The sequence below is a fragment of the Mariniluteicoccus flavus genome (assembly GCF_054776655.1).
The window spans coordinates 544,111-556,546 of the sequence record NZ_BAAHBN010000001.1 but is presented as its reverse complement, the minus strand read 5'-3'; the positions used below and the strand labels follow the sequence as shown (position 1 = coordinate 556,546).

Annotated in this window: 8 protein-coding genes; 7 read left to right on the top strand and 1 reads right to left on the bottom strand. The window is 69.5% G+C overall.

The genetic code is table 11. The features are described from left to right. Positions 1-13 precede the first annotated feature (13 nt). From ACYVAG_RS02800 to ACYVAG_RS02770, 7 genes are all read left to right on the top strand, one after another. Complete coding sequence (locus ACYVAG_RS02800) at positions 14-2,524, top strand: hypothetical protein (RefSeq protein WP_460766177.1); 2,511 nt, start codon at positions 14-16, stop codon at positions 2,522-2,524. A 96-nt stretch (positions 2,525-2,620) separates the two neighbouring features. Beyond that, on the top strand, positions 2,621-3,685 hold the full coding sequence (locus ACYVAG_RS02795; RefSeq protein WP_460766174.1) for an LLM class flavin-dependent oxidoreductase: 1,065 nt from the start codon (positions 2,621-2,623) through the stop codon (positions 3,683-3,685). Between the two features lie 119 nt (positions 3,686-3,804). Continuing rightward, entirely contained in the window at positions 3,805-4,470 is a 666-nt protein-coding gene (locus ACYVAG_RS02790) for a CE1759 family FMN reductase (RefSeq protein ID WP_460766172.1), read from the top strand. A 163-nt stretch (positions 4,471-4,633) separates the two neighbouring features. Beyond that, entirely contained in the window at positions 4,634-5,848 is a 1,215-nt protein-coding gene (locus ACYVAG_RS02785) for a TerC family protein (protein ID WP_460766170.1), read from the top strand. 58 nt (positions 5,849-5,906) lie between these two features. Next, complete coding sequence (locus tag ACYVAG_RS02780) at positions 5,907-7,208, top strand: DUF2207 domain-containing protein (RefSeq protein ID WP_460766167.1); 1,302 nt, start codon at positions 5,907-5,909, stop codon at positions 7,206-7,208. A gap of 449 nt (positions 7,209-7,657) precedes the next feature. Beyond that, positions 7,658-9,235, top strand: a complete 1,578-nt coding sequence (locus ACYVAG_RS02775) for a TROVE domain-containing protein (RefSeq protein ID WP_460766164.1) — start codon at positions 7,658-7,660, stop codon at positions 9,233-9,235. Positions 9,236-9,723: 488 nt separating this feature from the next. Beyond that, positions 9,724-11,301 (top strand): DUF222 domain-containing protein, encoded by a 1,578-nt coding sequence (locus tag ACYVAG_RS02770; RefSeq protein WP_460766161.1) that lies wholly within the window; start codon positions 9,724-9,726, stop codon positions 11,299-11,301. A gap of 514 nt (positions 11,302-11,815) precedes the next feature. On the opposite strand, the gene ACYVAG_RS02765 is transcribed toward ACYVAG_RS02770, so the two are convergent. Further along, positions 11,816-12,433 (bottom strand): cation transporter, encoded by a 618-nt coding sequence (locus ACYVAG_RS02765; protein ID WP_460766158.1) that lies wholly within the window; start codon positions 12,431-12,433, stop codon positions 11,816-11,818. Positions 12,434-12,436: the final 3 nt, after the last annotated feature.

Here is a 12,436-nt window from a genome sequence, read left to right as displayed (position 1 = left end):
CCGAAGGGTGTCCATGCGCCACGCCGATGTTCTTGCCCGTGTCACCGCCGTCACCGGCCTCGCCCTCGCGGCGCTGCTGGCAGGGGCGCCGCTGGCGTCCGCAGCGCCCCCTGCCCAGCCGGGGGCCGACCCCGGCCTCCGCGAGGCGGTGCGGCGCGACCTCGGCCTGAGCTGGGAGGACTACGTGCAGCGCGGCGTCGCGGCCGAGCGGGCCGCCCAGTTGGACGCCGAACTCGCGAACACCCCTGGCTACCACGGCGTCAGCCTCGACGGCTCCGCCGTCGTCGTGTCCGGCGATGGCCAGGCCGTGCGCGACGCGGCCCGGCGCGCCGGGGCCCGCACCGACGGACGCCGCACTGCGCGCGCCGCCGATGACATCGCGGCCAGGTATGCCTCCGCGGTGGGCAACGACGGGGTCCAGTCGGTGGCCGTGACGGCGACCGGTGTCGAGATCCGCGCCACCGACCCCACCCGCGTACGCGCCGGGCGCACGTCGCCGGAGAAGTTCGCGGCGGCGAACCCCGGCGTACGCGTGGTTGCGGCGCGCGGGCCCGCCGTGCCGCACGCGATCAACGGGGGCGAGGGCTACAGCATGTCCAGCACGCTGTGCTCCATCGGCTTCGCGGCCTTCACCGCCACCGGTGGTCAGGCGATGGCGAGCGCCGGCCACTGCACTGTCGACGGCAGCCTCACCCAGGCCGTCCTCGAGACCGACCCGCGGGTGTCGCTGGGGCGGGCGGTGTTCAGCCAGTTCGGCGGCGCGGGCAACACGTCGAACTCCGCGTCCCAGCCCGGCATCGACCTCACCATCTTCGAGGGCTCGGCCCCCGACCTCGTCGGACGAACCCAGACGTGGTCCGGGTCGACGGTCGCGGTGAGCGGCCAGACGACGGCGGTCGTGAACGCGCCGGTCTGCACGAGCGGCCGGACGACGCGCGCCTGGCGGTGTGGCAGGGTCATGACGACCGGTGTCTACAACGTGCAGGGCCACCGCGGCGAGACCGACGTCCGCTGGGTCGCCGGGTTCGAGACCGACGTCGTCACCCGACCGGGAGACTCCGGCGGACCGATCCTGCAGGGCGCGAAGGCGCTGGGCATGGTGTCGGCGGGTTATGACGCGTGGACGGATCCGAGCACGGGCATCTTCTATCCGCCGTCGACCGTCGGCGCCCCCGTCACGGAGCTGACCCGGCGGGGCTATGCCCTCGAGTTCTGGCTGAACGCCCCGGTGGTCGGCGCGGGCGCCCAGGGGGCGCAGGTCACCGGACGCATCCCCGTCGACGGCTCGCTGCCGCCCGGGACCGTGGTCGAGTTGAACCGCAACGGCACCCTCACCCGCATCACACCCGCGGCCAACGGCAGCTTCACGTACGCGGCGCTCGACGGTGACCGACTCACCGCCGTCGCCGGGTTCTCCCGCAGCGAGACGGTGACGTGGACCCCCGCGTACGGCACGACCTCCGGCGGGCTGATCTGCGGGCTGCGCAACAACGGCTGCCTGCAGGCGTACGCCGAGGGGACCGTCTATTGGTCGGCGTCGACGCCGCGCAGCTTGGTCAAGGGAGCCATCCGCGACAGGTGGGGCTCGCTCGGCTGGGAGAACGGGCGCCTCGGCTATCCGCTGTCGGGTGAGGTCTGCGGGCTCCGGGACGGCGGCTGCTTCCAGCGCTTCGAGGGCGGCTCGATGTATTTCTCGCCCGCCGGCGGCACCCATCCCGTGTGGGGGGCCATGGGCGGACCCTGGGCCGAGCAGGGCTGGGAGAACGGCGCGATGGGATATCCCACCAGCGACGAGATGTGCGGGCTCCGCGACGGCGGCTGCCGCCAGGACTTCCAGGACGGCTCGGTGACGTGGGCCTCCGGTCCGGGCGCCCACTTCGTCCGCGGGGCGATCGCCCGCGAGTGGCGCGTCCAGGGCGCGCAACAGGGGTGGCTGGGCTATCCGCTGACCAACGAGATGTGCCGGCTGGTCGACGGTGGCTGCTGGCAGGTCTTCCAGGGCGGGCGCGTCTATTGGTCGCCCGCGAGCGGCGCCCATCACGTCCGCGGCGAGATCGGCAGGGCGTGGGACGCGACCGACTATGAGCACGGCCGCCTGGGCTATCCGACCTCGGGCGAGTTCTGCGGGCTGCGCGACGGGGGCTGTGGCCAGCACTTCCAGCGCGGCACGATCTATTGGTCGGCGCGCTCGGGCGCCCACCCGGTCAACGGCGCCATCCGTGATCGATATGCCGCGCTCGGCTGGGAGGGGGGCCACCTGGCCTATCCGGTGATGGGCGAGAACTGCGGGCTGATCAACTCCGGCTGCTTCCAGCGGTTCCAGGACGGATCGATCTATTTCTCGCCGGCTTCGGGCGTGTGGGAGGTCTGGGGCGCGATCTATGACCACTGGGCCTCGACGGGCTGGGAGACCGGCCGACTGGGCTATCCCTCGGGGCCCGAGGTGTGCGACGCGGGCGGCTGCCGCCAGGGCTTCGAGCGCGGCACCGTGACGTGGTCGCTGAGCGGGGGAGCGCGGGGCTGACGGCCGTACGCGGAGCCGCGCGTACGCCCGGGAATAGATCGGAGGGGGGACGCCTTACAGTAGGTGGTTGAACAAGCAACTATCTCAGGAGTCCCCATGCAGCTCGGCGTCTTCAGCGTCAGCGACATCACGCGCGACCCCACCAACGGCACGACGCCCACGGAGCACGGCCGCATCAGGGCGATCGTCGAGATCGCGAAGAAGGCCGAGGACATCGGCCTCGACGTCTTCGCCCTCGGCCAGCACCACAACCCGCCGTTCTTCTCGTCGGCGCCGACCACGACGCTCGCCTACATCGCGGCCCAGACGACGAAGCTGCGCCTGTCGACCGCGACGACCCTGATCACCACGACCGACCCGGTGCGCATCGCCGAGGACTATGCGATGCTCCAGCACCTCAGCGACGGGCGCATGGACCTGATGCTCGGCCGCGGCAACACCGGGCCGGTCTATCCGTGGTTCGGCAAGGACATCCGCGAGGGCATCGGCCTGGCCGTCGAGAACTACGCGCTGCTGCACCGACTGTGGCGCGAGGAGGTCGTGGACTGGGAGGGGAAATACCGCACGCCCCTGCAGGGCTTCACGTCGACGCCGCGCCCGCTGGCCGACATCCCGCCGTTCGTCTGGCACGGGTCGATCCGCAGCCCGGAGATCGCGGAGCAGGCCGCCTACTACGGCGACGGTTTCTTCCACAACAACATCTTCTGGCCGGTGCGCCACACCAAGCAGATGGTCACGCTGTATCGCCGCCGGTTCGAGCACTACGGCCACGGCCGCGCCGACCAGGCGATCGTTGGTCTGGGCGGCCAGTTCTTCATGCGCCGCAACGCCCAGGACGCGGTCAACGAGTTCCGCCCCTATTTCGACCACGCCCCCGTCTATGGCGGCGGCCCCTCGCTCGAGGAGTTCTCGCGCGAGACCCCGCTCACGGTCGGCTCGCCGCAGCAGGTGCTCGAGCGCTACCTCGGCATGACCGAGCACGTCGGCCACTACCAGCGCCAGCTGTTCCTGGTCGACCACGCCGGCCTGCCGCTCAAGACCGTGCTCGAGCAGCTCGACCTGCTCGGCGAGATCGTGCCCGAGTTGCGCAAGGGGTACGCGGAGGGCCGGCCGGCCGATGTTCCGGCGACGGCGCCGCTGCACCCGGGCGCGCTGGGCTGAACCCGGTCCTGCGTTGGCTGAGCGAGCGCCTGTCCCACGTTGGCTGAGCGAGCGCCTGTCCCACGTTGGCTGAGCGAGCGCCAGCGAGTCGAAGCCCCCACCACCCCAAGGAGACACCCATGACCACCCTCGTCGTCATCACCGCCGGGCTGTCCCAGCCCAGCTCCACCCGCCTGCTCGGCGAGCGCCTCGCCGAGGCGACGGTTGCCGCGCTCGGCTCGCGAGCCGACCGCTCGGGCGACCAGTCGGAGGTCGTATTCGTCGACCTGCGCGACCTGGCGCGTGACCTGACCAACCGCCTGCTCACCCACGTGTCACCGGTGGCGCTCGAGGAGGTCCTCGAGCAGGTCGCGCGCGCCGACGCCGTCATCGCGGTGTCGCCGATCTTCAACGCGGCGTACTCGGGCCTGTTCAAGCTCTTCTTCGACGTGCTGGAGGAGGGGGCGCTGCGTGGCAGGCCGGTGCTGCTCGGCGCGACCGGGGGGACGCCGCGCCACTCGCTGGCGATCGACCAGTCGATGCTGCCGCTGTTCTTCTATCTGAAGGCGTCGGTCGTCCCGACCAGCGTGTTCGCGGCGACCGACGACTGGGGCACAGCTGACTCCGGCCTGTCCCGACGCATCACGGCGGCGGGGCGCGACCTGGCGGCGGCGCTGGGCCCGACGTTCTCCGAGCGAGCGCAGCGAGTCGAGGAGTCCGAGCGGGTCGAGGAAGCTCACTCCGACGACGTCGACACCGAGGCGTTCCCCACCTTCACCCCGTTCGCGGACCTGCTGGCCCGCTGAGTCCCAGCCCGACCCGCGCGATTGTCGACAATCGCGCGGGTCGGTACGCTGGTCCGGTCGCTGCTGCTTCGCCATGAAGGCAGCGGCCCTCCATCCTCCGGGGTGGCCGAAGTCCCGACCCTCGGGCGCGTACTGTCTTCACGCCCCGACAGGAGAAACTGCATTGGTCCCCACCTGGATCTGGATCGCCACGATCGTCGGCATCGTCGGCCTGCTGTTGTTCGACTTCTTCTTCCACGTCCGCAAGGCTCATACGCCGACGCTCAAGGAGGCCGGCGTCTGGTCGGCCATCTATGTCGGACTGGCGCTCGTCTTCGGCGTGGGCGTCTGGATCTTCGGCGGACACCAGATGGGCACCGAATATTTCGCGGGCTACATCACCGAGAAGGCGCTGTCGGTCGACAACCTGTTCGTCTTCCTGATCATCATGTCGAGCTTCCGGGTCCCGCGCGCTGACCAGCAGAAGGTGCTGCTGTTCGGCATCGTGTTCTCGCTGATCGCCCGCACCGGGTTCATCTTCCTCGGTGCCGCGCTGATCAACTCGTTCGCTTGGATCTTCTATCTGTTCGGCCTCATCCTCATCATCACCGCCGGCAACCTGCTGAAGAGCGAGCTGTCCAGTGACGACGACCACGGCGCCGACAACATCATGATCCGCGTCGCGAGGAAGCTCGTGCACACGTCCGACCACTACGACGGCGACAAGCTGTTCACGGTGGAGAACGGCAAGAAGGTCCTGACGCCGATGCTGTTGGTGATGATCGCCATCGGCGGCACCGACATCCTGTTCGCGCTCGACTCGATCCCGGCGATCTTCGGCCTCACCCAGAACGTGTTCATCGTGTTCACGGCGACCGCGTTCTCGCTGATGGGCCTGCGCCAGCTCTACTTCCTGATCGACGGCCTGCTCGACCGCCTCATCTACCTGTCCTACGGTCTCGCGGCGATCCTGGGCTTCATCGGCGTCAAGCTGATCCTCCATGCCCTTCACGAGAACAACCTGCCGTTCATCAACGACGGCGAGCACGTGAAGGTCGTCGAGGTCTCCACGACCCTGTCGCTGAGCGTCATCATCGGCGTTCTGGTCGTCACCGTCATCGCCTCGCTGGTCAGCCCGCGCGGCCGCGCGAAGAACTATGTGGCCAATGCGCGTCGCCATGCGACGCAATACCTGGACGCCGACTACGAGACCGACCAGGAGCTCAAGGAGAAGAACTACGCGAAGCTCCTCGACGAGGAGGACCAGATCCGCAAGCTGCCCGAGAAGTTCCGCAAGGAGATCCGCGACTCCGACGAACTGATGGCCCTGCTCAAGCGGGCCCACGACTCCCACGACGGCTACGTCGAGGCGGGGAAGATGGCGCGCGACCCGCGCTGATCGCTGTAGGGAGGCGTACGCGGGGCGCGCCTCACCACCCTCTTGGCACAATGGAGGGGTGAGCATCGCCCTTGCCGTCGCCGGCCTCCTGATCTGCACCCTCATGATCGTCGTGTCCGTGGTGGCGCGCCGTCGATCCCGTGACGAGATCTTCGAGGGATTGACGCCCGGACTGCTGCCCCTCAAGGGCCAGCAGCCCGGGCGTCGTCGCCTGTCCGGACGGGAGTACGCCGGTCCCGTTGCGGTGCAGTTCTCCCCGCCGCGGGATGTCGCGCCCGGTCTGGTCGGCACGATCGTCGACGGCCGCGCCGAGATGCGCGACGTGACGGCGACCATCGTCGACCTCGCCGTACGCGGGTTCCTGACCATCAAGACCGTGCCGCTGCTCGGAGAGAACGAGGCGCCCGAGGTGTCCCACGACGCCCCGGTCGGTGAGACCGGCCCGTCGTCGCGCCGCAAGAAGGCCAAGCAGGACTGGCTGCTGCGCGCCGACCCCAACCCGCCGAGCGACGTGCGGCCGTTCGAGAAGACCCTGCTGCAGGCGATGTTCGGCCAGGGCCCGACCGTACGCATGTCCGACCTGCAGCACGGCTTCGGCGCCGCGATGCGCGAGGCCCAGGTCGACCTCTATCGCCAGGTCGTCGACAACGGGTGGTATCCCCGGCACCCCCTCGCCAAGGGCGGCAAGCTCCGCATCTGGGGCGGCATCCTGCTGGCGCTCGGGGTCCTCGCGGCCGTCGTGGTGTTCGGGGCGATCGGCGCGGACCGCCTCGAGGTCCCGGCCTTCCTGCTCCCGCTCGGCATGGTCATCGGCGGCATCGTCGCCCTCGTCATCGGGCGCGGCGTACGCGTGGGCCGCACGGCCGAGGGCACGGCGATGATGATCCAGTCGCTGGGGTTCAAGCAATACCTCGCGACGGCCGAGGCCGACCAGATCAAGTTCGAGGAGGCGTCCGAGATCTTCTCTCGCTACCTCCCGTACGCGATCGTGTTCGGCGTGGCCGAGCACTGGTCGAAGGTCTTCGGCGACGTCGCGAAGCGCTACAAGGAGATGGGCGGCGGCGGGCTCGCCGACGGGGGCTACACCGGCACCGACCTGATGTTCGACCTGATGTGGTTCGACTTCATGACCCCCGACCTCCACTTCGGCGGCGACGCCGACCTGTTCGCCGTCGGCGACGCGTTCGGCGGCGGGTTCGACATGCCCGACATGGGTGAGATGTTCGGCAACGTGGGCGAGGGCGCCGGCGAGGTCTTCGGCGCCTTCACCGAGGGTGTGTCGGGCTTCGTCGACTCGGCCGGCGGCTTCGAGATGCCGGACCTCGGAGGCTGCGACCTGGACGGCTGCGACCTCGGCTGAGACACGTTCTCCGAGCGAGTCCGCCTGCGGCCGAGACGAGGAGTGAATAATCGGATGCGCCCTTCCCGCGATCCCTTCTATGGTTGACGTGTTGCGTTCGCCGGTCGGGCCGGAGGCGCGTCGGTTATCATTTCAGATTACGAAGGTTGCGGGTTCGAGTCCCGTCGCGGTTCGCCGCGTAGCTCAACTGGCAGAGCGCCGTCCGGGAAACCGGGATCCGATGGCCACAACACGCCCGACCGGTCGCAACACCAACCCAACAAGCAGCACCATCACGAGGTTCACCGGGCGACCGGTGGGCGCGTACGGGCCGGATCGGTCCGGTTATCTGGCATCCAACGGTTCGAATCCGCCCCTTCGGGGGACTCCGGTCCGAACACCATGCCCGTGCGCGCCCTCCGGCCGTCCGGCGCCTGGTGCACCTGGCGACCCTTGAAGGAGGGACACCCATGATCAACGACATCCTGACCACGTTCGGCCTCCGCCGCACGCCGCAGCACGCCAAGGCGCGCGCCGACCAGGTCTGCAACACCGCCGGTGGGTGGACCTTCGAGCTCGACGACGCCGCGCGCCTGCGCCGTTTCCTCGTGCTCGGCACCGACGGCGGCACGTTCTATGTCGGCGCCCGCGAGCTCACGCGCGACAACGCGGAGGTCGTCGTACGCATGGCCGAGAACGACCCGGAGACCCTGCTCGCGACCATCGAGGAGGTGTCGCTCTCGGGCGCCGCCCCGCGCCCCAACGCGACGCTGTTCGCGCTCGCGATCGCTTCCTCGATCGGGGATGCGGACCATCGCCGAGCTGCGCTCGCGCTTCTCCCGAAGGTCGCCCGCACGGGCACCCACCTGTTCCTGTTCGCCGGCTACGTCGAGCAGTTCCGCGGGTGGGGCCGCGGCCTCCGCCGTGCGGTCGCCGGCTGGTACGCGGACGCGCCCGTCGAGGACGTCGCGTACCAGGTCGTGAAGTATCGCTCCCGTGAGGGCTGGTCGCACCGCGACCTGCTCCGCCTCGCCCACCCGGCGACCGACGAGCCGCAGCGCCGCGCGCTGTTCTCGTGGGTGACCGGCCACGGTGACGGGGACGGTGCGCCCGAGGTCGTGGGTCGCTACCTCGCCGCCCAGACGGGTGGCGTCGACGACATCGTCGCGCTCATCGAGGGCGGCGGTGTCACGTGGGAGATGCTCCCGCCCGAGACGCTGGGGGAGCGTCGCGTCTGGGAGGCCCTTGTCCGCATGGGAATCCCGATGACGGCGTTGCTCCGCAACCTCGGTCGGCTCACCGCGCTCGGCGTGCTCGCGCCGGGTGCGGAGGCCACGCGGATCGTCGTCGACCAGTTCGCCGACGCCGAGCGCGTACGCCGCGCCCGCCTGCACCCGCTCCAGGTGTTGACGGCGCTCACGACGTACGCGAACGGCCACGGCGTACGCGGTGGTCTCGTGTGGGAACCGGTGCAGGCGATCGTCGACGCCATGGATGCTCTGTTCTACAAGGCATTCCAGACCGTCGAGCCGACGGGCAAGCGCGTGATGCTCGCGTTGGACGTGTCGGGCTCGATGGGCTTCGGCACCATCGCCGGATCGCCCATCACCCCGGCGGTGGGGGCGGCCGCGATGGCACTCGTCACCGCGGCCACCGAGCGCGACGTGCAGGTCGTCGCGTTCAGCGATCGCATGGTCCCGGTGCGGATCAGCCCTCGCCAGCGCCTCGACGACGTGGTGGCGCGGTTGGCCCGCATCCCCATGGGGGCGACCGATGTCGCGCTGCCCATGCAGCACGCCATCGAGCGCGGCCTCGCAGTGGACGCCTTCGTGGTCTACACCGACAACGAGACCTGGTTCGGAGCGGAGCACCCGTTCCAGGCGTTGCGTCGCTATCGCGAGACCAGCGGCATCGCCGCAAAGCTCGTGGTGGTGGGGATGACGGCGACCGGGTTCACCGTGGCCGACCCCGATGACGGCGGGATGTTGGACGTCGTCGGGTTCGACGCGGGGGCGCCGGCGGTGATCGGGGACTTCGTGCGGGGTTGAGTTGGATGGCCTGGCTCCGCCAGGCGTACGGCCTCGCGCGCACAATCCGGTGTCTTCGGACGCTCTTCGCCACGCGGCCCTCGTTTCTGGATCGGTTCCGGTCTGGTTGCGGGGGCCGCGTTGCTCATCGGTCCTCCAGACACCGGGCGCGCGAGCCCAAGAGCGTCCCCGCTCACGTTGGCTCGTCGAGAACGAGTCGAAGCCACCTGTGTCGTCTACCCACGTTCTCCGAGCGAGCGCCAGCGAGACGAGGAGCAGGCGACCGATCCGGGGACTCGCGGTCACGCTGGCTGAGCGAGGAACGAGTCGAAGCCACCCGGGGGTCACGCTGGCTGAGCGACGCAGGAGTCGAAGCCACCCGCGCGCGATCGCCTTCCACGCAAGCAAAAAAATAGTTCGAGATTCTTTTCGGAAGACCCTGTTCTGGGCCCGAAATTGTCAGACCCCCTTCCTAGGCTGGAACCATCACCACACCCCAGGGGGAAACCATGGACGATCTCATCGAACACCTTGTTGCGAAGGGAAAACCCGACCGCACCGCGGTCATCCTCGGCCTCAAAGACGCCGCCGACCGCCAACGCCAGGCCGAGATCGACCAGCTCGCCCTCGTCGCCGCGGCGGCGGAGGCGTACTCGTGGATCGACGAACCCCTCGATGACTGCACTGGCAGCGATTCCGCGCCGTCGGTCCTCCACGGCGAACGGCTGATGGTTCTCGGCGGTGATGGTACGCCGGAGGTCGCCGAGTTCTGCACCCTCGAAGTCGGCCCTGCACTAGGCATGTCCCCGGACGCGGCCGCCCAGCTCATCGCCGACGTCCTCGACCTCCGCCACCGCCACCCCAAGCTGTGGGCCTTGGTGATCGGCGGGTTCGTCCGCGTATTCGCCGCGCGGAAGGTTGCCCAACTCACCCGCACCCGTGAACTCACCGCCGACATGGCGGGTGAGGTCGACCGGAAACTCGCGCCGTTCGCTCCGCAGTACACCGTCACGCGGCTGCTGAACCAGGCCGAACTCCTGTGCGATGTCGTCGACCCCGACGGTGCGGAGGCCCGCAGGAAGGCTGCACTGGAACGGCGCTTCGTCACCGTTCGGCCAGGGGAGGCTGGGACCGCGCTGGTCACCGGGCAGGTCGACGGCCCCGCCGCGCTGCGGCTCGACAAGACCATCACCCAGCTCGCGGGCATCCTCCGTGGTGCCGGACGCCAGGACTCGGCCGACAGTGATGGCACCGTGGCCGAGGGAGCTGATGTCGATCCGTTGGATCATCAGTTCGCCGTGTTGCGCGCCCAGGCGATCGAACTCCTCGCCGATCCCGCCCGTGCGGGACGCGTCCTGGGCGCTGGAACCCTCGACCTCGACGGCACTGATCAAGCCGACTCGTCGCCGGGATTGCCGGCGCGCAAGGACCTCCTCGAACTCGTCGTCCACGTCCGCCCGGACCAGGTCGACCGCGGCGCCGGCGGTCAGGTCACCGGCCTCGGCTCGGTCGCCCGGTCCCAACTCGATGCACTCCTTGCGAACGCCGCGAAGGTGACCGTGCGGCCGGTTCTGGATCCCGAGACCCCGCACGTGACCGTCGGCTACGAACCCACCGAGGCGCAACGGCGGGAGGTGCTTTTGCGGGAGGAATACGAGGCATTCCCGTTCTCCACACGGCGTTCGGCCGGAAAGTTCATCGACCTCGATCACATCGTCGAGTTCCCCCTCGGCCAGACCTGCACGACGAACCTCACCCCACTGTCGAAGCGGGTCCACCGCGCCAAGACGTTCGGCGGGTTCACCTCCACCCTCGTTCGGTCGGGCGTTACGCACTGGAGAACCCCGACCGGACAGGAGTTCTGGACCACCCCCCACGGCACCTACACCCGCAACCCCGACACCGACCTGATCATCGACCCAACAGGCACCCGACGACGCATCCGCCAGGCCACCCGACGAGCCGCCGAACTCGCCCACAAACACGCACAACACCAGATCCGTGACGAAGCCACAGCTGCTGCCGCACGGTTGTTCGCCACCATGAGCCCCGCGCTCATCCCCCTGATAGAGGAAGCGGCCGCCTGAACCGATGTCGCGCTTTGTGGGCTCGGGTCGGCCCGGAATGATCGGCCCAGCCCAGAGGCCACACCCTTCCACCTGTTGACGAACCGCCGGGAGAGCCGTCCCGGGGGCAGCGAAGCATGCCCGGCTCCTCGTCTCGGCCGCAGGCGGCCTCGCTTGGAGGACGTGGGTGCGGTCCCGCGGGATGCCCGGCTCCTCGTCTCGCTGGTGCTTGCTTGGAGAGCGTGGGCCGTGGCTCCTCGTCTCGCTGGCGCTCGCTCGGAGAACCTGGCCGTGGCTCCTCGTCTCGCTGGCGCTCGCTCGGAGAACGTGGCCGTGGCTCCTCGTCTCGCTGGCGCTGGCTCGGAGAACGGAGTGGCTTCGACTCCTTCGTCGCTCAGCCAGCGTGGGGCTCCTCGTCTCGCTGGCGCTGGCTCGGAGAACGGAGTGGCTTCGACTCCTTCGTCGCTCAGCCAGCGTGGGACTCCTCGTCTCGCAGGCGTTCGCCGGCGAACGTGGGATCATGCGTCCCATTCCGTCAGTCGATGTCCTCGCCCGCCAGCGCCTTCGCCGCAAGCCGTTCCTCTTCCGCGGCCTCCCAGACCTCCTTGGCCGCCGACAGGTTCAGCACAACGATCAGCAGCCCCAGCACGATGTCGGGCCAGCCCGACCGCCAGAACATCGTCACCACCCCCATCGCGATGATCGCGAGGTTCGCGACGACGTCGTTGCGCGCCGCCAGGAACGCCGCCTTCGACATCGACCCCGCATCGTGGCGGAATCGTGCCAGCAGCCACGCGCAGACCGAGTTCACGATCGCGGCCACCCCGGCGGTGGCGATCAGCCAGCCCACATCGGGCGCCTCGGGGTTCGCGAACTTTGCGACGGCCTGCCAGATCGCCGCCAGGGCAGGGATGCAGATGATCAGCGCCATCACCTTGCCGGCCGCGGCGCGCCGGGCGATCGGCCAGCCGAGCGCGAGGAAGATCAGCAGGTTGACCGCCGTGTCCTCGCCGAAGTCGACGGCATCAGCAAACAGCGACACCGACCCGATGAACAGCGCGACGGTCATCTCGGCGACCATCGCTGCGGCGTTCAGCCCGGCAACCCCCAGCACCGTACGACGCAGCGCGTGCTCCCGCTCAACTCTTATCACGGC

What these genes read in the sequence shown, in the direction of transcription:
- ACYVAG_RS02770 (WP_460766161.1), top strand. Translation starts at nt 9,724, where the DNA reads ATGGACGATCTCATCGAACACCTTGTTGCGAAGGGAAAACCCGACCGC.
- ACYVAG_RS02775 (WP_460766164.1), top strand. Translation starts at nt 7,658, where the DNA reads ATGATCAACGACATCCTGACCACGTTCGGCCTCCGCCGCACGCCGCAG.
- ACYVAG_RS02795 (WP_460766174.1), top strand. Translation starts at nt 2,621, where the DNA reads ATGCAGCTCGGCGTCTTCAGCGTCAGCGACATCACGCGCGACCCCACC.
- ACYVAG_RS02800 (WP_460766177.1), top strand. Translation starts at nt 14, where the DNA reads ATGCGCCACGCCGATGTTCTTGCCCGTGTCACCGCCGTCACCGGCCTC.
- ACYVAG_RS02790 (WP_460766172.1), top strand. Translation starts at nt 3,805, where the DNA reads ATGACCACCCTCGTCGTCATCACCGCCGGGCTGTCCCAGCCCAGCTCC.